At 59.3% G+C, this 23,620-nt stretch carries 24 protein-coding genes, 3 tRNA genes and 2 rRNA genes (1 of these 29 running past the window's edge); 13 read left to right on the top strand and 16 right to left on the bottom strand.

Annotation, left to right across the window (positions count from 1 at the left end):
* Window positions 1-96: 96 nt before the first annotated feature.
* The 7 genes from TX72_RS10010 to psbB all read right to left on the bottom strand — a co-directional run bounded on the left by TX72_RS10010 (window position 97) and on the right by psbB (window position 6,976).
* Window positions 97-1,362: an FGGY-family carbohydrate kinase gene (locus TX72_RS10010; RefSeq protein WP_011128846.1), complete on the bottom strand. Its 1,266-nt coding sequence runs from the start codon at window positions 1,360-1,362 to the stop codon at window positions 97-99.
* Between the two features lies 1 nt (window position 1,363).
* A complete protein-coding gene (gene metK, locus TX72_RS10005; protein WP_011128845.1) occupies window positions 1,364-2,623 on the bottom strand; it encodes a methionine adenosyltransferase in 1,260 nt (419 codons plus the stop codon).
* A gap of 24 nt (window positions 2,624-2,647) precedes the next feature.
* Complete coding sequence (locus TX72_RS10000) at window positions 2,648-3,424, bottom strand: HAD family hydrolase (protein ID WP_011128844.1); 777 nt, start codon at window positions 3,422-3,424, stop codon at window positions 2,648-2,650.
* 6 nt (window positions 3,425-3,430) lie between these two features.
* Window positions 3,431-4,534 carry a 30S ribosomal protein S1 gene (locus TX72_RS09995; RefSeq protein ID WP_011128843.1) on the bottom strand — a complete coding sequence of 368 codons (1,104 nt, stop codon included), beginning with the start codon at window positions 4,532-4,534 and terminating at the stop codon, window positions 3,431-3,433.
* Between the two features lie 101 nt (window positions 4,535-4,635).
* Entirely contained in the window at window positions 4,636-5,118 is a 483-nt protein-coding gene (gene nrdR, locus TX72_RS09990) for a transcriptional regulator NrdR (protein ID WP_011128842.1), read from the bottom strand.
* Window positions 5,119-5,299: 181 nt separating this feature from the next.
* A complete protein-coding gene (locus TX72_RS09985) occupies window positions 5,300-5,395 on the bottom strand; it encodes a photosystem II reaction center protein T (RefSeq protein ID WP_011128841.1) in 96 nt (31 codons plus the stop codon).
* Window positions 5,396-5,416: 21 nt separating this feature from the next.
* The gene (psbB, locus tag TX72_RS09980) at window positions 5,417-6,976 is read right to left on the bottom strand and encodes a photosystem II chlorophyll-binding protein CP47 (protein ID WP_011128840.1); all 1,560 of its coding nucleotides are present in this window, start codon (window positions 6,974-6,976) and stop codon (window positions 5,417-5,419) included.
* A 188-nt stretch (window positions 6,977-7,164) separates the two neighbouring features.
* Here psbB and TX72_RS09975 point away from each other — a divergent pair, with 188 nt between their 5' ends.
* Both TX72_RS09975 and psbM read left to right on the top strand, forming a co-directional pair.
* The gene (locus tag TX72_RS09975; RefSeq protein ID WP_011128839.1) at window positions 7,165-7,626 is read left to right on the top strand and encodes a 2Fe-2S iron-sulfur cluster-binding protein; all 462 of its coding nucleotides are present in this window, start codon (window positions 7,165-7,167) and stop codon (window positions 7,624-7,626) included.
* A gap of 59 nt (window positions 7,627-7,685) precedes the next feature.
* Window positions 7,686-7,790, top strand: coding sequence for a photosystem II reaction center protein PsbM (gene psbM, locus TX72_RS09970; RefSeq protein ID WP_011128838.1), 105 nt, complete (start codon window positions 7,686-7,688; stop codon window positions 7,788-7,790).
* A 2-nt stretch (window positions 7,791-7,792) separates the two neighbouring features.
* Here the strand turns inward: psbM and TX72_RS09965 are convergent, their stop codons facing one another.
* Complete coding sequence (locus tag TX72_RS09965) at window positions 7,793-8,641, bottom strand: universal stress protein (RefSeq protein WP_011128837.1); 849 nt, start codon at window positions 8,639-8,641, stop codon at window positions 7,793-7,795.
* Between the two features lie 44 nt (window positions 8,642-8,685).
* On the opposite strand from TX72_RS09965, the gene TX72_RS09960 reads away from it, so the two are divergent.
* From TX72_RS09960 to TX72_RS14520, 5 genes are all read left to right on the top strand, one after another.
* Window positions 8,686-9,138, top strand: coding sequence for an acyl-CoA thioesterase (locus tag TX72_RS09960; protein WP_011128836.1), 453 nt, complete (start codon window positions 8,686-8,688; stop codon window positions 9,136-9,138).
* Window positions 9,139-9,213: 75 nt separating this feature from the next.
* Window positions 9,214-10,224 (top strand): DNA-processing protein DprA, encoded by a 1,011-nt coding sequence (gene dprA, locus TX72_RS09955; protein ID WP_148228811.1) that lies wholly within the window; start codon window positions 9,214-9,216, stop codon window positions 10,222-10,224.
* A complete protein-coding gene (prmC, locus tag TX72_RS09950; RefSeq protein ID WP_011128834.1) occupies window positions 10,221-11,111 on the top strand; it encodes a peptide chain release factor N(5)-glutamine methyltransferase in 891 nt (296 codons plus the stop codon). Before dprA ends, prmC begins: the two co-directional genes overlap by 4 nt.
* On the top strand, window positions 11,108-11,713 hold the full coding sequence (locus tag TX72_RS09945) for an L-threonylcarbamoyladenylate synthase (RefSeq protein ID WP_011128833.1): 606 nt from the start codon (window positions 11,108-11,110) through the stop codon (window positions 11,711-11,713). Before prmC ends, TX72_RS09945 begins: the two co-directional genes overlap by 4 nt.
* The gene (locus tag TX72_RS14520; RefSeq protein WP_011128832.1) at window positions 11,710-11,883 is read left to right on the top strand and encodes a hypothetical protein; all 174 of its coding nucleotides are present in this window, start codon (window positions 11,710-11,712) and stop codon (window positions 11,881-11,883) included. The genes TX72_RS09945 and TX72_RS14520 overlap by 4 nt, the downstream gene beginning before the upstream one ends.
* A 9-nt stretch (window positions 11,884-11,892) precedes the next feature.
* Here TX72_RS14520 and TX72_RS09940 read toward each other — a convergent pair.
* The 7 genes from TX72_RS09940 to ctpZ form a co-directional block, all read right to left on the bottom strand.
* Window positions 11,893-11,964 (bottom strand) — tRNA-Thr (locus TX72_RS09940).
* A complete protein-coding gene (locus TX72_RS13315; RefSeq protein ID WP_011128831.1) occupies window positions 11,955-12,164 on the bottom strand; it encodes a helix-turn-helix domain-containing protein in 210 nt (69 codons plus the stop codon). The genes TX72_RS09940 and TX72_RS13315 overlap by 10 nt, the downstream gene beginning before the upstream one ends.
* A 63-nt stretch (window positions 12,165-12,227) precedes the next feature.
* Window positions 12,228-12,488 (bottom strand): cell division topological specificity factor MinE, encoded by a 261-nt coding sequence (gene minE, locus TX72_RS09935; protein WP_011128830.1) that lies wholly within the window; start codon window positions 12,486-12,488, stop codon window positions 12,228-12,230.
* Between the two features lie 4 nt (window positions 12,489-12,492).
* Complete coding sequence (gene minD, locus TX72_RS09930; RefSeq protein WP_011128829.1) at window positions 12,493-13,305, bottom strand: septum site-determining protein MinD; 813 nt, start codon at window positions 13,303-13,305, stop codon at window positions 12,493-12,495.
* Between the two features lie 56 nt (window positions 13,306-13,361).
* Window positions 13,362-14,021: a septum site-determining protein MinC gene (locus tag TX72_RS09925; RefSeq protein ID WP_011128828.1), complete on the bottom strand. Its 660-nt coding sequence runs from the start codon at window positions 14,019-14,021 to the stop codon at window positions 13,362-13,364.
* Complete coding sequence (locus TX72_RS09920; protein WP_011128827.1) at window positions 13,991-15,262, bottom strand: HD domain-containing protein; 1,272 nt, start codon at window positions 15,260-15,262, stop codon at window positions 13,991-13,993. Before TX72_RS09920 ends, TX72_RS09925 begins: the two co-directional genes overlap by 31 nt.
* Window positions 15,259-16,536 carry a carboxyl-terminal processing protease CtpZ gene (gene ctpZ / locus TX72_RS09915; protein ID WP_011128826.1) on the bottom strand — a complete coding sequence of 426 codons (1,278 nt, stop codon included), beginning with the start codon at window positions 16,534-16,536 and terminating at the stop codon, window positions 15,259-15,261. Before ctpZ ends, TX72_RS09920 begins: the two co-directional genes overlap by 4 nt.
* Before the next feature lie 67 nt (window positions 16,537-16,603).
* Between ctpZ and petB the strand changes: the two genes are divergently transcribed.
* Window positions 16,604-17,260, top strand: a complete 657-nt coding sequence (petB, locus tag TX72_RS09910) for a cytochrome b6 (RefSeq protein WP_011128825.1) — start codon at window positions 16,604-16,606, stop codon at window positions 17,258-17,260.
* Between the two features lie 39 nt (window positions 17,261-17,299).
* Entirely contained in the window at window positions 17,300-17,782 is a 483-nt protein-coding gene (gene petD, locus TX72_RS09905) for a cytochrome b6-f complex subunit IV (RefSeq protein ID WP_011128824.1), read from the top strand.
* Window positions 17,783-17,840: 58 nt separating this feature from the next.
* Here petD and TX72_RS09900 read toward each other — a convergent pair whose 3' ends face one another.
* Complete coding sequence (locus TX72_RS09900) at window positions 17,841-19,295, bottom strand: glycoside hydrolase 100 family protein (RefSeq protein WP_011128823.1); 1,455 nt, start codon at window positions 19,293-19,295, stop codon at window positions 17,841-17,843.
* Between the two features lie 687 nt (window positions 19,296-19,982).
* Here TX72_RS09900 and TX72_RS09895 point away from each other — a divergent pair.
* The 4 genes from TX72_RS09895 to TX72_RS09880 form a co-directional block, all read left to right on the top strand.
* Window positions 19,983-21,464 (top strand): 16S ribosomal RNA (locus TX72_RS09895).
* A 187-nt stretch (window positions 21,465-21,651) separates the two neighbouring features.
* Window positions 21,652-21,725, top strand: a tRNA-Ile gene (locus TX72_RS09890).
* 9 nt (window positions 21,726-21,734) lie between these two features.
* A tRNA-Ala gene (locus TX72_RS09885) sits at window positions 21,735-21,807 on the top strand.
* A 464-nt stretch (window positions 21,808-22,271) separates the two neighbouring features.
* A 23S ribosomal RNA gene (locus TX72_RS09880) occupies window positions 22,272-23,620 on the top strand; it runs 1,517 nt beyond the window's last position.
* Together the 16S and 23S rRNA genes with 2 tRNA genes alongside form the textbook arrangement of a ribosomal RNA operon.

Here is a 23,620-nt window from a genome sequence, read left to right as displayed (position 1 = left end):
AAACCAGTTCAATTCAGCCAGCTTGCAACAAAATGTTTGCCTTTATGGACTGAGAATTGCATTTGATAACTCGGTAATGAATGTATGGCGAAAATCTTATGACTTGTTCATCTTGTACTCGGTCTGCCGCTGCCGACTCAGGGCCAGCAGGGCAACACCTGCGGCCGGTGGTTGGTTGCAACTCACCACGGGAAGGCCAAGCCGCCGCTGCCGGATCTTGCGCCACTGGGGGTTTCGGGCACCACCGCCGAGGCTGATCACCCGTTGCGGTGGATCCGCCCCGAGTTCCGTCAGTCGCTCCCAACCCTTGGCCTCAATCTCCGCCAGACCTTCCAGCAGCCCATGCAGAAACAGGGCATCACTCACCGGCCGTGGCTCCAGCACCGGCTCGAGGTTGGGATCGTCCACGGGAAATCGCTCGCCACGGGCCGGAAGGGGCTGGTAACTCAGGCCGCTGTCTTGGTCTGGGTCGATCTGGCGGCTGAGTTCCGCCAGCTCAGCATCGGTGAAATAACGCCGCAGCACGCCGGCCCCAGCGTTGGAAGCCCCGCCACACAACCATCGCTGCCCGATCCGATGCCGCGTGATGCCGGCTCCTTGGATCGGTACTGGCGTGAATCGCTTCATCACCAGAGTGGTGCCCAGCACGGTGATCCCGTCGTTGTCGCCGGGGTTCGCGGCCAACACCGCCGCGTTGGAATCGGTTGTACCGGCCACCACGAGCAGATCCTCTGGCACGCCAAGATTCCTGGCCTGATCGATTGCGATGCGTCCCAGCACGGAACCGCTTGGCTTCACCTCAGGCAAGGCCGAACTCCAGGACTGATCAGCGATGCAGCCCTGCCAGGTGGCTTGCTCAAGGTCCCATCCAAGCTTGAGGTTGTTGCCCTCTTCGCCCCATTGCCAGTTCTGCAGGAACCAACCGCTGATCCAGTCGGCTTGATGTCGCAGGCGATCAATGTGGCCATGGTGCTTCAGCAACTGCAGGGCTCGCGCCAAGCTGCCGCCGCTGCTGGATGCCGCGCAGCCATCTGGCACCAGCCGTTTGAGTGCACTGTTCTGCTCGGGGAACGCGGTGGCGTAGCTCAGTGCAGGCCCCATGGGGGTGCCATCCTCCCGACAAGCCAGAAGCGTGCCCGAGGTGCCATCGACCGCAACAGCGGCCAGTTGACCTCTGATCTGAGCGGGCAAATGGGTGATCAAGTCGCGGCACGCCTCAGCCCAGTCCAAGGGGGCTGTTAATCCCGTGGCGTACTCAGCGGACGACGAATGAATCAGCGTGCCCTGCTGATTCAGCACCGCAATGCGAACACCGCTGGTGCCCAGGTCGATGCCGAGCGCCAGCGATGTTTCAACGTTCACGTCAAACCGTGGCGCCTTGCTTGATGCGCTTGGCTTCTGCCTTCACCAGCTCTTCGCTCTTGGCGGCCACATCCTCCCAGGGGGCTTTGAGGTCGTTACGACCGAAGTGGCCGTAGGCGGCTGTGTCTTGGTAGAAGCGACCACCGCGCTGCTGGGGCAGGTTGCGCAGTCCGAAGGTTTCGATGATGGCGCCGGGGCGCAGGTCGAAATGCTCCTGCACCAGTTCGGTGAGCTCAGCATTCGACACCTTCCCAGTCCCGAAGGACTCCACCAGGATCGACACAGGCTTGGCGACGCCGATGGCGTAGCTCAGCTGCACTTCAGCGCGTTCAGCCAGGCCGGAGGCCACCAGGCACTTGGCCACGTAGCGGGCGGCATAGGCGGCGGAGCGATCCACCTTGGTGGGATCTTTGCCGGAGAAGGCGCCACCGCCGTGGCGGGCATAGCCGCCGTAGGTGTCCACGATGATTTTGCGGCCGGTGAGGCCGGCATCACCCTGGGGACCACCCACCACAAACTTGCCGGTGGGGTTCACCAGATATTTCGTGGCCTCGCGGCTGGGTTTCAGGGCCAGATCGGCGGTGGCTGGTTCCACCACATGGGTCCACAGGTCTTCGGTGATGCGCTCACGGATGCCCTGCTCATCGCTGATGCCGGCCACTTCGGCCGTGTGCTGCGTGGAGATCAGGATCGTGTCGATGGCGACGGGCTTGTCGTTCTCGTAAACCACACTCACCTGGGTCTTGCCGTCGGGCAGCAGGTACTCGAGGCTGCCGTTGTGACGGACCTCGGCCAGACGCTTCGCGAGACGGTGGGCCAGGCTGATGGGCAGTGGCATCAGCTCCGGGGTCTCGTTGCAGGCGTAGCCGAACATGATGCCCTGGTCGCCGGCGCCGACACGGTCGAGGGGATCGCCCTCGTGGTCATCGGCTTCGTCCACACCCTGGGCAATGTCTGGAGACTGCTGGTCGAGGGCCACCAGCACCGCGCAGCTGTTGGCATCGAAGCCACCGGCTCGAGCTCCGCTGTAACCGATTTCTTTGATCACGTTGCGCACCAGGTGAATGAAATCCACCTGCGCTTTGGAGGTCACCTCGCCGGTGATCATGCACAGCCCGGTGTTCACCACCGTTTCGCAGGCCACCCGACTGCTGGGGTCCTGGGCCAGCAGAGCATCCAGCACCGCATCGCTGACCTGATCACAGATCTTGTCGGGATGTCCCTCCGTGACCGATTCAGATGTGAAGACGTAACGGCTCATGGAATGGAATCTTGTGGCAGGACTTTACGGGTCGGCTTCTAGCCCCATCTCCGCCCAGTTGTCCAACCAATGCGTAGCGCTGGGGAGTTCGGGTGTCAGTCCCCAGCCACCGCCGTAGCCGATCACGAAACGGATGCCAGCGGCCGCTGCCATTTGTAGATCGGTTTCGGCATCACCGATCAAGGCGCACTCTTCAGGATCGAGCCCCATACGTGCACAGAGACTCAAAACAGCGGCAGGATCCGGTTTTCGCGGGCTGTCATCGGCACTCCAACAGGCAGCGATCAGATGACTGAGGCCGTGGTGCTGGAGAAAGGCGTGGATCCCTGCACGGGTGTCGTTGCTGATGATGGCGTTGGTGATGCCTTGTGAATGCAAGCTGCGCAGGAGGTCTTCAGCCCCATCCAGCAGTGGACTGATGCTGTTTCGATCTTGCTCCTGCTGATCGCATTGATCAAAACAGCTCTGGGCCAGAGCGATTGCACCGGGCCAGCTGCATCCATGCAGACAGAACACCGTGGCCATCGTGGTCAGGTTGTCCTGTCGTGCAGCAACCGCCAGGGTTCCACCAGGGTGTAGCTGTTCGCCTTGAATGCCAAAGGCACGGCGCAACATCGGCCCGAGCGTGTTCTCCTTTTTGGGGGAGGGGTCTTGGCAGTTCCAGAGCTCTTCAGCGATCTGAATCCGTCGTTCGGCTAGATCGAGCAAGTGCGGCTCGCTAAAGGAAAGGGTGCCGTCCTTGTCGAACAGCACCCCCTGGATCGTGCCGATGGGAACACCCCTCAGCAGCAGTGTCGCCATGGCGAATCAGATCATCATGGAACCGATCGGATCCTCTCCTTCCTCGGCCTGCTCCAGCAGCATCTGCTTGTAGCGGGCAGCCATTTCCTCTGCTTTCTCGAACACCTTCTGGGGGTCGGTGAGCATGTCGCCGGGCTCCGGTTCCAGCGCCTTGGTTGAAAGTGAGATCCGGCCTCGTTCAGCGTCGAGATCGATGATCATCACCTTCATCTGATCATTCACGTTGAGCACCGAGTGGGGGGTCTCGATGTGTTCGTGGCTGATCTCCGAGATGTGCAGCAGGCCGCTGACGCCGCCGATGTCGATGAAGGCGCCGTAGGGCTTGATGCCGCGAACGGTGCCGACCACCACTTCGCCGACCTCGAGGCGATTCATCTTGCGCTCAACCAGGGCCCGGCGATGGCTGAGCACCAGGCGGTTGCGCTCTTCATCCACCTCGAGGAATTTCAGAGGCAGGAAGTCGGCCACCAGCTCTTCCTTCGGTTTGCGGGTGCTGATGTGGGAGCCAGGGATAAAGCCCCTCAGGCCTTCCACCCGAACCAGGGCACCACCGCGGTTGGTGGCAAACACCTCGGAGTAGATGGTGGCGTCCTCTTTCTGCAGCTGGCGCACCCGTTCCCAGGCCCGTTGGTATTCGATGCGCCGCACCGAGAGCGCGAGCTGTCCATCCTCGTTTTCTTCACTCATGATGAAGAACTCGCGGATCTCGCCGGGCTGCAGCACATCGCTCAGCCCTTCCACCCGATTGATCGACACCTCCTGCAGAGGCATGAAGGCAGCGGTCTTAGCCCCGATATCGATCATCGCGCCCTTGGCTTCCAGGGCGAAGACGGTGCCGTTAACGATGTCGCCAGGCTTGAAGTTGTAGTCGTACTTGCTCAGCAGCGCAGCGAATTCATCAATGGTGAATCCAGCGTCATCGAGATTGCGGCTGCTGGCTCGGCTGCCCGGATCATCAGCGGTGGGAACGTCCTCGGGGATGCCGAGATCTTCTGCGGCCTCGAAGGCTTCATCAACGCTGGCGACAGCTGCGGCGGCGTCCTGGCTGACCTCTTCGGTCGCTGCGGTTTGGACGTCCTGAAGCTGCTCTTCCGTGGGAGTCGCGGACATGGGGGTATGGCGGTCTACCTCATGCGGGTAGTACGAGTGGTTCGCTTGAACCGCCCGCCGACGGTTCAAGGAGAACTATGAATCCTACAGATCAGTGGGGCTCAGCCCACGGCTGCGAGATGCCCCGGCCCGGCTTTGCGGTTCATGGTTTCCAGGGTCGAAACGAAATCATCGATGCCCTGGAATTGGCGGTAAACGGATGCGAAACGGATGTAGGCAACTTCGCTCATCTGCTTCAGCTCCACCAGCACCAGTTCCCCGATTTCAGCGCTGCTGACTTCGCGTCCACTGCGTTGTTGGAGCTTGAGTTCCAGCTCTTCCACAAGGGTTTCAAGCCGGGAGGCATCCAGGCCTGTCTTTTCGCACGCCCGGTTAAGCCCATGCAGAAGTTTGCTGCGGCTGAAGATTTCTCGGTTTCCATTGCGCTTGATCACCGTGATGGGAACGGTTTCCACGCGTTCGTAGGTGGTGAACCGAAACTCACAGTTCAGGCATTCACGTCGCCGGCGCACACTTCTGCCGCCATCAGCTGCCCGTGATTCGAGCACCCGGCTGTCAGTGTTTTGGTAGGAAGGGCACTGCAAGCCGGAAACAGTTAAAGAACTCTCTCAACTTTAAACATTGAACTGACTGTTGAAAAGGGCGGTGTTGCGTTGTCTTTTGCCTCTTGGTGGACGTCGTCTGTGGATGGCCGATGGTGCGTTGAATTGGATCCAGGAAAGGTCACAAAAAACCCCGCCGTGGCGGGGTTTTTGAATCGATCGATCACTTGCCGATTTTCGGAGGATCGCGGAATGCAATTGCAAAAAACAGAGTGGCAATCGCGAGGGTAAGGATGAGGACGTAAGCGAAGCTTTCCATCGAGGGTCTCCTGAGAGGCGATCAGTTGAGGGGTGTTCCAGCGGGAGGAACGTAGCCCTCGGGCAGACGGCGGGTCGTTTTGTCGCCAAGTTTGGCGAACAGACCGAATTCCACCTGGTCGCCGAGATCGGGGTCGATACCGGCAAACACATCGCGGTAGAGGGTGCGAGCACCGTGCCAGATGTGACCGAAGAAGAAGAGGAGCGCAAAGGTGGCGTGGCCGAAGGTGAACCAGCCGCGGGGTGAGCTGCGGAAGACACCGTCGGAACCATAGGTCTCGCGGTCGAAGTCAAAGCCCTCTCCAAGCTGAGCCTTACGAGCCAGACGCTTAACGTCAGCAGGATCGGTGAATCTCTGACCGTCCAGAGCTCCACCGAACACCTCAGCAGTGACTCCCTGCTGTTCGAAGGAATACTTGGCTTCTGCGCGACGGTAGGGAATGTCGGCGCGCACGATGCCTTGCTCGTCCTGGAGGACGACAGGGAAGTTCTCGAAGAAGTTGGGCAGGCGGCGAACCTCAAGTTCACGACCCTCTCTGTCGGTGAAGACGATGTGACCAACCCAGGAGGTGGCCAGACCATCACCATTCACCATCGGGCCAACACGGAACAAACCACCCTTAGCAGGGCTGTTGCCGACGTAATCGTAGAAAGCAAGCTTTTCAGGGATGGACTCATAAGCCTCCTGACGCGTCGCACCGTCATCCATGGCGGTCTGGACACGACGATTGATCTCGGTCTTGAAGTAGCTCTGATCCCACTGGTAGCGGGTCGGACCAAACAGCTCAACAGGCGTAGCAGCTGCGCCGTACCACATGGTTCCAGCCACGATGAAAGCGGCAAAGAACACTGCGGCAATGGCGCTGGCCAACACTGTTTCGATGTTGCCCATCCGCAGAGCCTTGTAGAGGCGCTCGGGAGGACGAGTGGTGATGTGGAAGATGCCGGCAATGATGCCGACGATTCCAGCCGCGATGTGGTGAGCAACGATGCCACCAGGGTTGAAAGGATTGAATCCCTCAGGACCCCAGGACGGTTGAACAGCCTCGAGGTGACCAGTAATACCGTATGGATCTGAGACCCACATGCCCGGGCCGAAGACACCGGTGAGGTGGAACGCTCCGAAACCGAAGCAGCCGAGACCAGCCAGCAGAAGGTGAATGCCGAAGATCTTGGGGAGATCGAGGGCGGGTTCGCCGGTGCGGGGGTCCTGCCAGATCTCGAGATCCCAGTAGGTCCAGTGCCAGATGGCGGCCAGCATCAGCAGGCCTGAAAACACGATGTGAGCAGCAGCAACACCCTCAAAGCTCCAGAAGCCGGGATCGACACCGGTTTCACCGGTGATGCTCCAACCGCCCCAGCTGCCAGTCACGCCCAGACGTGACATGAATGGCATCACGAACATGCCCTGACGCCACATGGGGTTCAGGACAGGGTCGGAAGGGTCAAAAATGGCGAGTTCGTACAGCGCCATGGAGCCGGCCCAGCCGGCAACTAGGGCTGTATGCATGAGGTGCACGGCCAGAAGGCGGCCCGGGTCATTAATGACAACGGTGTGCACCCGATACCAGGGCAATCCCATGGGTCAGGTTCGGGGGACAAGACCGCGTGTAAACGCAGTCAGACCTCGCGATCGTAAGGGGTTCTTCTCTGTGAGCGGTGGGAGGTCGCCTCAGCTGAAACGCTCGGTGACACGAATGATCGCGATCAGCTGTTCACAAAACGCAACCCTTGGTCGCATAGTGGTGGCCGCTGCTGACGACATCTCCCATGCCGGTGATCCGTTTTATCCGTGAAGGTCGTGATGTTGAGTGTTATCCGGGCGAAAACCTGCGGGAGGTGGCCCTGCGCGAGGGCATCGAGCTTTACGGATTGAAAGGTCAGCTGGGGAACTGCGGTGGCTGTGGCCAATGCATTACGTGTTTCGTTTCCGTTGTCGATGAAGGTGGGAAGAAGGCGTTGACGGCCCGTACGCCCGTTGAGGACAACAAGCTTCGCCGACGTCCGGCCGAATGGCGCCTTGCCTGTCAGGCCTTGGTGGAGACGTCGGTGATGGTCCTGACCCGCCCCCAGGTGCGCCTGCCGGACGCCGACAACCGCTTGAACGCAGCGCGTCAGGCGCCACTTCCTGCCGGACCTCTGGCCTGGCCAGCACCCCCCGAGGCCGAAGACGAGCCCGAAGAATCATCCGATGAGGACACCAAGGCTGCTACTGCCGATGACGAGGACTGAAGCGTCTTGGACGATGGCCTTGGGCCGGTGATACCTTCGCCTGGACACCTTCAGCGGCCATGGAAACCAACGATCTCGGATTCGTCGCCAGTCTCCTGTTCATCCTGGTTCCGGCAATTTTCCTGATCGTCCTCTACATCGGCACCAACCGCAGCGAGAGTTGATCTCAGCCGCGTTCTGGCTCGCGAACCAGCAAGACAGGCGCTGGGGCGTGCACGCGGATGTAGTCACTGACTGATCCGCCCAGAAGCTTGTCGAGATCGACAAGACCCCGAGCCACAAGGGGCCGACGGTCCTGGGAGGCGATCACCAGAAGATCAGCATTGGCCTGCTCTGCGGCCTGGCAGACCGCCCGGCCAATATCTTTGCCCTGAACGGTGAGGCATTTCAGTTCCACCCCGAAGCTGCGGGCCCGTTGTGCCGCTGCTTGAAGAAGTTCGTCGGCTTTGCTGAGGCCGCCACGGCTTGGAGCTGTCTCCTGAGAGATGACGTGAACACCCGTGAGGGTGCCGCCTGGAATCTGCTGCACCAGTTCGCAGGCGCTGCGCAGGGCGTCGTCTCCCACACCCGTGCCATCGATGGTCACCATCACGCGGTTGACGTGCCTTACGTAAAGGTCGTCACGCACCAGCAGCATCGGTCGGGTGGAGAGCTGGAAGACGTACTGGCTGGCACTGTTGGCCAGGATCGACTGGAGACGTCCAAGCCCCCGTGAGCCCATCACGATCAGGTCGCAGTTCTGCTCTTCAGCCACCTTGAGCACGGTCTGCTTTGTGTCTCCCTCTCTCACCAGTGGTGTAACGCGACTGCGCTCAAGTCCCATCCGATTGATGGCGCTGTCCAGTAGTTCTTCAGCATCGATGCGATGGCTATCGGCCCCGGCTTTGCTCTGTTCAGGGATCACGTGCAGCAGTGCCATAGCGGCGCTGCGCATGGAGGGGATGTCCTGCAGCATCCGAATCATTTCCTCCACATGCCCTTTGCCGGAATCGGCGATCAGGAGTTTTTTGAACACGCTGTTGCGGCAACCTGATCGAAAGCCTATGGGCAGGATTCCGAGTGCAGGACAAGCTGACGGACAGCGTTACGCCCCAACCCTGGAGGCTGTGCAAGCGGGTGTTGCCCCAGCACACCGACCATGCCGGGGTGATGTGGCACGGGGCCTATGTGGCCTGGCTGGAGGAGGCGCGAGTTGAAGCGCTGGCTGCTGCTGGATTGAGTTATTCAGCGATGGCGACCATGGGAGTGGAAATGCCTGTCGTGGCAATGAACCTGGAATACCGCCGGTCCATCCGTCATGGCGACCAAATTGTGCTCGAGAGTCACTGTGGGTCTCAATCAGGGGTGCGCTGGCCCTGGCGGAGCTGTTTTTTGCTCGATGGGCTGGTCATGGCTGAGGCACGGGTGGAGCTGGTGATCCTGGGTCGTGGGCGGCTGCTTCGACAGCCTCCGGAGGCTGTCCGCCCCGCTCTGTCCGCACTCCAGGGAGGACCCTCTAACACATTAGAGTGATACATCTGTATTAGTTCATGGATGCGCGGATGGTGGTGGGCTTGGAGTGGATGCCCGGGCATCGGGTCTTCGCGGATGGCTGCGCTGCAGGTCGCTGCCGTTGAGCATGGTGTGGGCCTCGATGACTGCTGGGCATGGTCCAGGGAACGCCTCGCTCAGGTGCTGTCCTGGCCTGATCCACTGCTCGACAAGGTTGAGCGTTACCGGCGGCTGCACGGCAGCAGCCCCCAGCTCAAGATCCCGAGCAATGTTCTGACCCCCCTGGATCAGATCTGGCCCCAGGGTTTGAACAAGCTGGATCGGCCCCCACTGGTGCTCCATCAGCAGGGTCGTGCGGATGTTCTTGCTTGGCTGGGTCAGCGCCGCGCTGTGGCCGTGGTCGGAACCCGTGCTGCCTCGGACCATGGCCTCCGCATGGCAGAACATCTCGGCAGTGTTCTGGCTGGAGCCGGCTGGCCAGTGGTCAGTGGTCTGGCGGAGGGGATCGATGCGGCGGCTCACCGCGGTTGTCTGGCGGCTGATGGCGTTCCCGTCGCTGTGCTGGGAACACCGCTGGATCGTGTGTATCCGCGGCATCACCAAGCACTGCAAGAAGAGGTCGCTCGCAACGGTTTGTTGTTGAGCGAGCGCCAGCCTGGGGAGTCTGTTCAGCGAGGTCACTTTGCTGCCAGGAACCGCCTGTTGGTCAGTCTTTCCTGCGCTTTGGTGGTGGTGGAGTGTCCGGATCGCAGCGGTGCTTTGATCTCAGCGCGCCTCGCCGCAGAGCAACAGTGTCCTGTCTGGGTTGTCCCCGGTGATGCGGGGCGCTGGTCCAGTCGTGGCAGCAACAGGCTTCTGCAGAACGCGGCTGCGCCCTTACTGTCTCCAAAGGAGCTGGTGGAGCATCTCGGCCCTGGGCCTTTCCACAGGGCCAATGCCACGGCCCCTGCTCTTGTGAAGGCTCTGGGGGCGGGAGCCTCGATCGAGCAGCTTCAACAGACCCTCAAGCTGCCGGCTGGTCGCCTGGCCAGTGATCTGCTCGAGCTGGAATTGGCAGGGCAGGTGGTGTGTGAGTCTGGATTTCTCTGGAAGCCCTGTCGGCCGTGACCACCGCCCAGCAGCTGGAGGGGGCATCGCTGCTGAGTTGGCGACGTCGGCAGCTTCAGCGAGGGGGGCGTCGTGTTGACTTCGATTGGCTTTTGGACCTCGCCGGGGGGCTGTCATGGTCGTCTCTCCAGCGCCTGCTGGTGGAGCCGCAGCGCACTGTGCAGTTAAAGGTTTCGCTGAAGGATCTCGAGCAGATCTGGGGGCATCATCTCGACCAAGCCATTCCCCTGCAGCATCTTGTTGGCCGCTGTCCCTGGCGCGATCTTGAACTGGCGGTGTCGGCCGCAGCCCTGATCCCGCGCCAGGAAACGGAAGTGCTTGTGGATCTGGCGCTGGAGACGATCGCCGGGATGTCCATCGAACGTTGGGCCGATCTGGGGACAGGATCTGGAGCCATCGCCGTTGCCCTTAGTCGGGCGATGCCGGCGACCCCGGGCCATGCTGTCGATCTCAGCCCCAATGCCCTTGCATTAGCCAGGACCAATCTTGAGGCTCTGGCTCCCGAGGGGGAGTGGCATCTGCACCAGGGCCGTTGGTGGGAACCGCTGGAGCCGTGGTGGGGACACATCGATCTTGTGGTCTGCAACCCCCCTTACATCCCGTCCGACCTGATCCTCAATCTCGATCCTGTGGTCCGTGATCATGAACCCCATCTGGCCTTAGCCGGTGGAATCGACGGTTTGCAGGCGATCCGTGAGGTTGTGGCGGGAGCTTGTCGTGCTCTGGCTCCGGGAGGGTGGATCCTGATCGAGCATCACCACGATCAGAGTGCGCCAGCGCTCAACCTGTTGAAACAGGCTGGCTTGAGCTCCATCCGTGCGGCCCGAGATCTCGAAGGCGTCAACCGCTTCGCTCTGGCCCGCCGATCGCTCTCCCCTTGCTCATGAGCAGGCATCGACCAAGGGTGCTGGCTTCCCACGAGCTGGCAGACCACCTTCTTCAAGGTGGTGCGGCGGTGATCCCCACTGACACCGTGCCAGGGCTCGCCATTGCTCCGCCGCATGCTGGTGACATCTGGCGACTCAAGCGCAGGCCTGCCGATAAACCCTTGATTCTTATGGGAGCGACGGCGGAGGTGTTGCTGCGCCATGCCCAGCCGTCCTGTCGCGACGATGCTCGCTGGATGGCTGAGCGGCATTGGCCTGGAGCCCTGACCCTGGTGGTTCCGGCCCATGGGGCGGTCCTCGAGGCGCTCAACCCAGGGGGAACCTGTCTCGGACTCCGTATCCCCAACTGTCGTCAGAGTCGCGAGCTGCTGCATCGCACCGGTCCCCTGGCTACCAGCAGTGCGAATCCTTCTGGAGAGCCAGCAGCCATGACTCCGGAGCAGGCTGCGGTCTACTTCCCCAACCTTCCCCAGTTGGGGCCTCAACCCTGGCTCCCCCCGTCGGGGCAGGCCAGCACCGTCATCAGCTGGACGTCCTCAGGACGCTGGAACGTGCTGCGCCAGGGTGCTGTGATTCCTCAGGGGATCACCGAAGGCGGATGACGACGTTGATTGGGTGCATCCTGCTGCTGCTGGGCCTGCTGCACTGGCTGGTGGAGCCCCTTGAAGCCGTTCTCACGTCAGTTCTCCGCCTCGGATGGCTGGGCTGGCTGGTGCTGCCACTGGCGCTTTGGCTGTTGTCTGGTCGCCAATGGGACCAGACCAAGCCATGACCACCTTGAAGCCGGCTAACGGATTTGAACCGATGACCTTCGCTTTACAAAAGCGCTGCTCTACCGCTGAGCTAAGCCGGCGTTGAAGGCATCGTAAGCATCCGCAGCGCCAGTTCCAGCCGGTTGACACAACCGGTTTTGGCAAGGGCCCGGCTGATGTGGCATTCAACGGTGCGGTGGCTGATCACCAGCCGCTCTGCGATGGCCCGGTTGCTGAGGCCCTGGAGAAGAAGAGCGCTCACCCGCTGTTCGGCAGGGGTGAGCGGAATGTCGGAGACCATGCATCAAGGTCGGATGACCGAAGCATTCCCCAGACACCGTTGAAACGAATGAACCGCAACAGGTCAGAGGGTGCGGCGGATGGGCAGATTGGCGACCAGAGCGGTGACACGATCCTCTGTTTCGAGACTGACATCACCTTCTGAAAGGTCGATCTCCACATAACGGGACACCACCTCGAGAATCTCCCGCCGCATCTGATCCAGCAGTTCAGGGTTGAGATCACTGCGGTCATGGGCGAGCACAAGCTGCAGGCGCTGACGGGCCGTGTCGGCACTTGCAGGCTGACGCCCCAGCAGTTTGTCGATCAGATCTTGCAGGGTCATCGGTTCAGAAGATCTTGGTTTGCATCAGCCTGCGCATCTTGGCGCGCAGTCCCTGACGGGCCTTGGCGGGGTCCATCAATGGAATGTCTTCACCCTGCAGGCGGCCGGCGATGTTGGTGTAAGCCTGGGACGCTGGGGAATTGGCAGGGCCGAGGGTGAGTGGCTCGCCGCGGTTGGTGCTCACGATCACCTGCTCGTCTTCGAATACCAGGCCGAGCAATGGCAGCGCAAGGATGTCCGTTACGTCGTCCACGGACAGCATTTCCTGGGTCGACATCATTTTAGGGCGAACCCTGTTCAACACCAGCTGGACCGGGGAAACCCCCTGGGTGTTGAGCAGGCCGATCACCCGGTCGGCATCCCGTACGGCCGCCACTTCCGGTGTGGTCACCACCACGGCTTCCCTGGCCGCGGCCGCAGCATTCTTGAAGCCATCCTCGATTCCTGCCGGGCAGTCGATCAGCACGTAATCAAAGCGCTCCTCCAGCAGCGCAACAATCGCCTGCATGTCCTTGGGGGTCAGCCACTCGAGCATGCGGGGATTCCCGGCTGGAAGCAGCGCCAGATTCGGTTCCTGTTTGTGCTTCACCAAGGCCTGCTCCAGCCGGCAGGTCTCCGCCAAAACCTCCTGGGCTGTGTAAACGATGCGGTTCTCCAAGCCGAGGAGAAGATCGAGGTTGCGCAGACCGAAATCAGCATCCAGCACCACGGTGCTGGCGCCCCGGCGGGCCAGAGCGATGCCGAGATTGGCTGTGGTGGTGGTCTTGCCGACGCCGCCCTTGCCCGAGCAGATCAGGATTGTTCGCGTCGTCGACACGAGGTCATCACAAAGGTCTGATCACGATAGGCAGCGTGTTGCAGGTGACAACCTGATCAGGACCGAGCCAGGGCCTGGGGCTGGGCTGGTTCGATCACGATCTCGCCATCCACCAGACGCGCCTGCTCCGCCATGCCAGCAATGGGTTGGTCCTCCGGCCCGCGCGCGACCACATCAGCGATGCGCAGTTGCAGCGGCCGCAGATGCAGCGACACGATCCGCGTTGAGGTCGCACCGTCCCTGCCGGCATGGGCGACCCCCCGCAGCCGTCCCCATACCAACACGTCCCCGGCCGCGCTGATTCGAGCGCCGGGGTTGACGTCTCCAACCACAAGAAGACTGCCATCACTCTGCAGGTGGTCTCCGGAGCGGAGGGTGCCCTGATGAACCGTCAGGCTTCCCGGAGGAGGCGATGGCTTGTCCTCATCGGAAGACCCCGCTTCACACAGTCGACCATCCAGTCCGATTGCCGCTGCACTCACCACCGTTTCGGCGACCGTGACCTCCAGCCGATGGATCTGCCGACCGGAGTCTTCCAGGATCCGTTGCAGATCTCTGAGGTCACTGCAGGTCAGCGACCAGTCTCCGCAGTGAAGATCAAGCCTGCCCACAGGGCAGGTGTTCAGCAGGTCTGGCAAAGCATCTCGCCAGTGCTGAAGCCGTTGATCCGGCAGGTGCAGCGTCTTCACCGATCGGATGTCAAGGAAGAGCCCCATTCAACGTCCATCGTTCTCCTCAGCTCCTTCTGGATCTCCCTGGGGTGAATCAGCCAGGAGGTGGCGGCGGGGGTGGCCAGACTGGCCACCAGGGGTGAAGCCTCTTCCAGAGCTTGCATCTGCTCGCCGTCCCACAGCCTGAGTCCCCCTCGATAGGGGTGATAGCCCCTCAATTCCTGATGACGCAGTCCGCAGCTCAGGGAGGGATCGATTCCCCGTTGCTCGGCCAGCCGACCGGCAACTGCCAGGGCCTGCAGCTGCTCCTCCCGGGTGAGTTGCGTCACGGCTGTGGCTTTGAGCAGATCCCGCTCGCGAAAGCGGCGGCAGAGACTGGCCAGCGCTGGTGGTCCCTCCTCCTGCCAGCGCTGCAGGTGATACCCGGTGCGGACGTCGTCGTTGGCCAGAAAACTGTCGAGGTCGAGTTCTTCGGCGTTCCAGAGCCAGCGCTGCATCACGCCATCAGCCCAGACGAGGGCAGGACCCAGCTGCCTGGCCAGGCGCACAAGCCGTTCCAGCAACCAGTTGCACACCACGTTCAGGCGATGGTTGTACACGCTGCGGTACATCAGGTTGCGCACCACCAGGTAGTGCTCAACGGCCATCAGGCCCTTTGGATGAATGGCCAGATCCCCGTCGGGGGACAAGGTCAGCCCCGCCATGATGCGCTCCAGATCCAACTGGCCGTAACGGGTGCCTGTGCTGTAGCTGTCTCTGAGCAGATAATCCAGCCGGTCACAGTCCAACTGGCTGCTCACCAGCCGCTTCACCACGGGGTGGGGCGCCTGGCCATGTTCCAGAAGTGCCGCAACGGCCTGTGCCGTGCCCTGATCCTCTTGATCAAGGCAGGCCTGAATCTGGGGATGGTTTTGCGCGATCCGGGCTGACCAGCTTTCGTGATGCAGCCCAAACATCTCCTCGCCGGTGTGGCTGAGGGGGCCATGGCCGATGTCGTGGAGGAGAGCGGCGGCGTACAGCAGTGGCCGATGAGGTTCGAGATCCGGGCTGAGCTTCAACAGACGCTCAAAGGCCTGCCTGGCCAGATGGAACACGCCGAGTGAATGGGTGAACCGGCTTGATTCAGCGCCGTGAAAGGTCAGAAATGCTGGCCCCAGTTGCCGAACCCTGCGCAGACGCTGAAAGGGTGCTGTTTCGACCAGGGCCATCACCATGGCCTCGCCGGGCCGATGGCTATCCAGCTGGATGCCTCGGTGGAGAGGGTCGTGGTACGTCCGCTGACTCATTCGGCAGCGGGATCCGGCGATTGCTCCAGCAGGGCTTCCATCCACTGCTCGGCTTCGCTGATCCAACGGTCTCCATCACCACCGGGTGCCAGGGGTTCTGGATCGGAGAGCTGCCTGTCCGGTGCAATCCCTTCGCCCTGGATGTCGTGTCCGCTGGGGGTGACATAGCCGGCCACTGTGACCGCAAGACCGCTGCCATCACTGAGATTGGTCAGGGTCTGGATCAGCCCTTTGCCGAAGGTTTGGTGGCCCAGCAGCGTGGAGCGTTCGTTGTCCTGCAGTGCTCCCGCCAGGATTTCGCTGGCGCTTGCCGTACCCCCATTCACCAGAGTCAGCATGGGGCCGTCATAAAGGGTTGAGGGGTTGGCGTTGATGGCGTCATCGATGCCATCGCGGTTGCGGGTTTCCACGATGGTGCCGCTGGCGAGGAAGTCATCGGCAACTGCGAGACCGGAACTCACCAGACCCCCAGAGTTGTTGCGCAGGTCCAGCACTAAACCTTCGATGTTTTTGTCCTGAAGTTCCTCCAGCGCCTGTTGCACCTGTTCAGGAACCCCATCGGTGAATTGCGTGATGCGCAGATAGCCGAGGGTGTGGTCATCGCTGCGCAGTCGCCGCGTTCGAACCGGTCGCAGGTCAACGCTGCGTCGCTCCAGGGTGACCTCATCGGCAGAGCCATCGGCCGCTTCGATGCTCAGCACCACTTGCGTTCCCACGTCACCTCGAAGAGCAGCAGCTGTGCCCTCTAGCCCCAGATCCGTCACAGATGTGCCATCCACAGCGAGAATCGACGTGCCGGTCATGAGCTCGGCATCCGAGGCGGGGGATCCATCGAGGGCAGAGATCACCACCACCCGATCGGACTGTTCGGAGGGGCCAAGCTGCAAGCCGACGCCGCTGAGGTTGCCGCTGGTGCTGTCCTTCAGTGCGGAGTAATCGTCTGGGCGCAGCAGACGGGTGTAGGGATCATCGAGAGCTGAGAGCATCCCGTCGATGGCGCTGTAAGCGTCTTCGCTGCTGACGATGCTTTTTTCCAGAGCCTTCTGGCGCTGACGTCGCCAGCGCACGGAATCGAGGTGTTCGGGATCGAGATATCCCTGATTCACCAGCCGCCAGCTGTCCACCACCAACTGTTGGGTATCGCTCAGCGCTGTGGCCGAACAGGGGCCAGCAAGCGTCAAAAACAGTCCGAGGATCAGGACACAAAGGGACTTGACCCAGTGAGAACGCCTGTGCCGCAGCCACTCTGAGGGATCGTTAACAGTTGGATACATCACGGTCGGGTCGGCTCCTTGGAAGAAGCGTGCTGCGTAGACTTTCGCAACCCGAGCCCGCTTGTGCATGGCGAACTCATCCCCTGTTTACGACTGGTTCCAGGAACGTCTGGAAATCCAGGACATTGCTGATGACATCAGCACGAAATACGTGCCGCCCCACGTCAACATCTTTTATTGCCTGGGCGGCATCACCCTGGTTTGCTTCCTGATTCAGTTCGCGACTGGGTTCGCGATGACCTTCTACTACAAGCCGACTGTTGCAGAGGCCTATTCCTCTGTTCAGTACCTGATGACCGACGTCAGCTTCGGCTGGTTGATTCGTTCGGTGCATCGCTGGAGCGCATCGATGATGGTGCTGATGCTGATTCTTCACGTGTTCCGGGTCTACCTCACCGGTGGTTTCAAGCGTCCCCGTGAGCTCACCTGGGTCACCGGCGTGACCATGGCCGTGATCACAGTTTCCTTCGGTGTCACCGGTTACTCCCTGCCCTGGGACCAGGTTGGTTATTGGGCCGTCAAGATTGTTTCCGGCGTCCCAGCAGCCATCCCAGTTGTGGGTGACTTCATGGTGGAGCTGCTCCGCGGTGGCGAAAGTGTCGGTCAGTCCACACTCACTCGCTTCTACAGCCTCCACACCTTTGTGATGCCATGGCTGCTCGCCGTATTCATGCTCATGCACTTCCTGATGATTCGGAAGCAGGGCATTTCTGGTCCCTTGTGATCTGCGTTCCTACCGTTAACTAAACACCTGGATTCACCGATGCACATTCTCAAGAAGCCTGACCTCTCCGATCCCAAGATGCGCGCCAAGCTCGCCAAGGGCATGGGGCACAACTACTACGGAGAACCTGCCTGGCCCAACGACCTTCTCTACATCTTCCCGGTCGTCATCCTCGGAACCATCGCCTGCATTGTTGGTCTTGCGGTTCTTGACCCCGCGATGCTGGCTGACAAGGCTGATCCCTTCGCCACTCCTCTGGAAATTCTTCCTGAGTGGTACCTCTACCCCGTGTTCCAGATCCTTCGGGTCGTTCCTAACAAACTGCTGGGCATCGCTCTCCAGACCCTTGTCCCCCTGGGCCTGATGCTTGTTCCCTTCATTGAGAGCTTCAACAAGTTTCAGAACCCTTTCCGTCGTCCTGTCGCGATGACTGTGTTCCTGTTCGGAACCGTCACCACCATCTACCTCGGAATTGGTGCTGCTCTCCCGATTGACAAGTCACTGACTCTCGGCCTGTTCTGATTCAAGACTTGATGTTTTGTTGGACCCCGGCTCCTTTGGAGTCGGGGTTTTTTGTTGCTCAGCTCAAACCGGCATCGAGGTGCAGCATCAACACGTCGTTAGGTTCAACCCTGAGGAAGTGATGCAGCAGCAGGAAACCAACGATGGTCCAGGTTTGGTAGGTGCGTGATTGCTGCCCAACCCAGGTTCCCGTGGGCCCATCGAAGTATTCGGCCCATTGCTGACGAGGAAGTTGGTTGAGTTGGCTCCAGTAGCACTCCTCCACCAACGTTTTCATCTGCGTCATCAGCAGCATGTCCGCATGGGGATGGATGCGCTCGTGCAGAAGGATCGATCCTCCGAAATACCAGAGCAGGCTGGGCCAGTGGCCACCGTTGTGATAGCTCCAGGGCCAGTTCTTGGGGTCTGATCCAGTTTTGTTCTCCCATTCCACCCCCTCCATGGGGGGGTGACAGATGCGCATCGGCATCTGTGCCATCAGATGTTGGCGATTGTGTTGCACCAGGCGGAACAGGGCACGTTGCTGCGGTGCCGTCAGCAACCCGAACAGACAGGCGAGTGAATTGCCGAGGCTGTAAAAACGAAAGTCCGGTCGACCGGTGCGCATGTTGCCGATCAGATATCCACCTCGGTTGTCCAGCCAGTCCTGGAGCCAGTCAGGGATCACCTGGGGTTGAACGTTGAATTCGTTCTGGTACTGGTTGTCGCCGTACTGCTCGGTGGGTCGTCGTCTGAGCACCTGCATGGTTTTGCTGGTGACCCAGTAGTGCTTCAGCAGGTACTGACGCAGGTCATGCATCCAGCGACGGCTCAGGCGCAGCCGTTCTTCAAGAAGCACACTGCTTTCGTGGCGCTGGCAGAGCTCCATCAGCTCAATGGAGCTGCGTAGGGCTGCAAACAGCAACACCTCCACCTCGAGCGGTGCGCCCCACACGTCCATGGGGCGATCAATCATGAAGGCGCAGTCGGGGACGAACAGCACCGGCGTGCCTTCAAAGCTGGGGTGGAGCACCAGGTCCAGGAGCAGTTGCAGACCCCGTTGCACTTCTGCACTGCGGCCGAACTCCGTGTCACCGCTGCGTTTGACGTAAATCCAGCAGAGAATCGGCCACCAGAGGCTTGCGTCCACGGAGGTGATCCGTCCGATTGAACGCTGCCCGTAGTCGGCCACCAGTTCCTCGTTTTCCTCCACGAAGCTGGTGGGGAAGACGCCGCGGGTTTGCACGCTCGTGCTCTGAAGATCCAGGCACACCGTCAGGAACTGCCGGACGATCGAAAACCGTCGCTTCAGCAGCAGATAGATCATCACGGGAACGTTGTCCCTGAGAAAGATCTCGCCGTAGTTCAGGGCTTCGTCATCGCTGGGATGTTCCAGGGCAGCCACGCTGCCGGCGAGCTCTCCACGAATGGTGATCAGGGTGCGCTCGAAGTGCTCTTCAGCCTTTTGCACCACATGCTCTTCCTTGGAACTGGGGCGAAAGCGCTGACTCTGTTCCGTGAAACCCCCTGCCATCCACATGGTCTCCTCTGTTCAGAAGCTAGGTGTGGCAATGGATTTCGCCAGTGGAAGCAACTCTGCAGATGCGTTGGATGGTCTGTGGTTGCGCCTTAGGTGTGAGGAGTGTTATGGTTTTGTCTTGCGCAGGAGCCGAGAGGTGAGGGCGCAAGACCGAAGCCTGAGGGGCGAAAGCCTTGAGGTGTCTTGGTTCACTTACAAGACAAAGAGGGAGCGATCCCACGGTGTTGTAAGTTCTTCAAGCGGTCGCGAGAGGCCGCGTTGATCAGTTACCACTCTTCTGAAAGGAAGGGGTTAGGGAGTTGATCGCACCTGGACAATTGAAAAGTTTAGGAACTGACGCTTTCATCGCGTTTGGTTCTGAACCGAGCCGCAAGGTGAGGTGAGGGACTAAATGAAGAAGCGATGAAGGTGTGAGGTCCCGTCAAAAAATTTCGTTGCGTCGAAGCATTGTGCTTGCAACGGGAAGGTTTTCACGATCCTTTCTGTTGCCGGTGTGCGCAATGTGGAGCAACAACCGGATCTGAGATCCTGGAAAGTCATAGATAGAGAAATCTAGATGTGCACTCTTAAGAACCCTTTCTGTGTCAGCGGGAAGGAGGCTTCAACTGTTACTGGTTTTACTGAGTAATGGGTGACGCAAATCAAGTTGAGATGATGAAGATTATCAAGAGGACTTGATCTACAACGGAGAGTTTGATCCTGGCTCAGGATGAACGCTGGCGGCGTGCTTAACACATGCAAGTCGAACGAACCTTCGGGTTAGTGGCGGACGGGTGAGTAACGCGTGAGAATCTGCCCTCAGGAGGGGGATAACGGTTGGAAACGACCGCTAATACCCCATATGCCGCGAGGTGAAATGAATTTCGCCTGAGGATGAGCTCGCGTCTGATTAGCTAGTTGGTGGGGTAAAGGCCTACCAAGGCATCGATCAGTAGCTGGTCTGAGAGGATGATCAGCCACACTGGGACTGAGACACGGCCCAGACTCCTACGGGAGGCAGCAGTGGGGAATTTTCCGCAATGGGCGAAAGCCTGACGGAGCAACGCCGCGTGAGGGATGAAGGCCTCTGGGCTGTAAACCTCTTTTATCAAGGAAGAAGATCTGACGGTACTTGATGAATAAGCCACGGCTAATTCCGTGCCAGCAGCCGCGGTAATACGGGAGTGGCAAGCGTTATCCGGAATTATTGGGCGTAAAGCGTCCGCAGGCGGCCCTTCAAGTCTGCTGTTAAAGAGTGGAGCTTAACTCCATCATGGCAGTGGAAACTGTTGGGCTTGAGTGTGGTAGGGGCAGAGGGAATTCCCGGTGTAGCGGTGAAATGCGTAGATATCGGGAAGAACACCAGTGGCGAAGGCGCTCTGCTGGGCCATCACTGACGCTCATGGACGAAAGCCAGGGGAGCGAAAGGGATTAGATACCCCTGTAGTCCTGGCCGTAAACGATGAACACTAGGTGTCGGGGGAATCGACCCCCTCGGTGTCGTAGCCAACGCGTTAAGTGTTCCGCCTGGGGAGTACGCACGCAAGTGTGAAACTCAAAGGAATTGACGGGGGCCCGCACAAGCGGTGGAGTATGTGGTTTAATTCGATGCACGCGAAGAACCTTACCAGGGTTTGACATCCTGCGAATCTCTTGGAAACGAGAGAGTGCCTTCGGGAACGCAGTGACAGGTGGTGCATGGCTGTCGTCAGCTCGTGTCGTGAGATGTTGGGTTAAGTCCCGCACGAGCGCAACCCACGTCTTTAGTTGCCAGCATTTAGTTGGGCACTCTAGAGAGACCGCCGGTGATAAACCGGAGGAAGGTGTGGATGACGTCAAGTCATCATGCCCCTTACATCCTGGGCTACACACGTACTACAATGCTACGGACAAAGGGCAGCAAGTTCGCGAGGACAAGCAAATCCCATAAACCGTGGCTCAGTTCAGATCGTAGGCTGCAACTCGCCTACGTGAAGGAGGAATCGCTAGTAATCGCAGGTCAGCATACTGCGGTGAATACGTTCCCGGGCCTTGTACACACCGCCCGTCACACCATGGAAGTTGGCCACGCCCGAAGCCGTTACTCCAACCCTCGGGAGGAGGACGTCGAAGGTGGGGCTGATGACTGGGGTGAAGTCGTAACAAGGTATCCGTACCGGAAGGTGCGGATGGATCACCTCCTAACAGGGAGACAACACAATGATTTTGATGCCTGAGTACTTTTATTCTTAGGCCGAAATCCTGTCACCTTAGGTCGATCGGTACCTCAGCGTTGAAGCAACAGAGTTAACAGAGATGTTGATGCGTGTTGTGGAGATGATCAGTTCCTAAACTTTGTCTAGGTCACACCCCACAAGGGTTGAGTTTTCCTGGGCCATTAGCTCAGGTGGTTAGAGCGCACCCCTGATAAGGGTGAGGTCCCTGGTTCAAGTCCAGGATGGCCCATTCGGTGTTGGGGGTTTAGCTCAGTTGGTAGAGCGCCTGCTTTGCAAGCAGGATGTCAGGAGTTCGAGTCTCCTAACCTCCACTGACCGAACTCAATCTCCGGTTTTGCATTGAAAGATGGAGAACCACTCGATTGTGAAGTGTGATTTAGATGTGTCCGCTGGATGACCCCAGCTTCCTGTCATTCCAAATCGAAGTAAGTTAGTTTACTTAATTGAATTTGGTTGATAAGATGCTGGGCTCGATTTCAGTGATCAAGCAATTGGTCATTGGATTTGAAGTTCTGGCAGAACCTTGACAACTGCATAGGTAAGTCTGGAAAAAACAAAGCATCTTACAGATGCATTGTTTTGAATCTGATCTTCTGAAAGGGAGATTGGATCTAGAACAATGAAAATTCTTTTGAGCAAGAGCCGAGACTCTTGAGCGTTCTTTGATTCGTGTCGAGCGAATCAGAGTTAGATCTTGTTTTAGGAATCAGCGAAAGTTGATGATTAAAACTTGAGAATCTGCTTTCAACGGCGGTAAGCGTTCAGGAGATTAATTGGTCAAGCTACAAAGGGCTCACGGCGGATACCTTGGCACACAGAGGCGATGAAGGACGTGGTTACCTGCGATAAGTCTCGGGGAGCTGGAAGCACGCTTTGATCCGGGAATTTCCGAATGGGGCAACCCCTAGTACGGCCAGCTGAATCCATAGGCTGGCGCGAGCCAACCCAGCGAACTGAAACATCTTAGTAGCTGGAGGAAAGGAAAGTAAAAACGACTCCCTAAGTAGCGGCGAGCGAACGGGGAAGAGCCTAAACCGATACTTTCGAGTATCGGGGTTGTGGGACAGCAACGTGTATCAGGGATGTTAGGAGAAGTGTTTGAATGACACGCCACAGAGGGTGAAAGCCCCGTAACCGAAAACTGAACTGAGCTAGCTGTATCCCGAGTAGCACGGAGCACGTGAAATTCCGTGTGAATCCGCGAGGACCACCTCGTAAGGCTAAGTACTACTGTGTGACCGATAGCGAAACAGTACCGCGAGGGAAAGGTGAAAAGAACCCCGGGAGGGGAGTGAAATAGAACATGAAACCGTGAGCCTACAAGCAATGGGAGCCCTACTCATAGGGTGACCGTGTGCCTGTTGAAGAATGAGCCGGCGACTTATAGGCACTGGCGGGTTAAACCGGAAATGGTGGAGCCATAGCGAAAGCGAGTCTGAATAGGGCGCTTGTCAGTGTTTATAGACCCGAACCCGGGTGATCTAACCATGGCCAGGATGAAGCTTGGGTGATACCAAGTGGAGGTCCGAACCGACTGACGTTGAAAAGTCAGCGGATGAGCTGTGGTTAGGGGTGAAATGCCAATCGAACCCGGAGCTAGCTGGTTCTCCCCGAAATACGTTGAGGCGTAGCGTCTGATGCTCCAGCAGGGGGGTAAAGCCACCATTTCGGTGCGGGCTGCGAGAGCGGTACCAAATCGAGATGAACTCTGAATACCCTGTGTGTAGTCAGGCAGTCAGACTGTGGGGGATAAGCTCCATGGTCAAGAGGGAAACAGCCCAGACCGCCAGCTAAGGTCCCCAAATCAACACTAAGTGATAAAGGAGGTGGGATTCCATAGACAACCAGGAGGTTTGCCTAGAAGCAGCCATCCTCAAAGGAGTGCGTAATAGCTCACTGGTCGAGGGATCCTGCGCCGAAAATGAACGGGGCTAAGTGTTGTACCGAAGCTGCGGATTTATGGTAGGGGAGCGTTCTATGTGGGGCGAAGCGTTAGCGTGAGCGGGCGTGGACTGCATAGAAGTGAGAATGTCGGCTTGAGTAGCGAAAACATGGGTGAGAATCCCATGCACCGAAACCCTAAGGGTTCCTCCGGCAGGCTCGTCCGCGGAGGGTTAGTCTGGA

The organism is Parasynechococcus marenigrum WH 8102, assembly GCF_000195975.1.
GTDB lineage: Bacteria > Cyanobacteriota > Cyanobacteriia > PCC-6307 > Cyanobiaceae > Parasynechococcus > Parasynechococcus marisnigri.
Note: the sequence above shows the minus strand (reverse complement) of the source record. Positions and strands in the feature narration are given on the sequence as shown.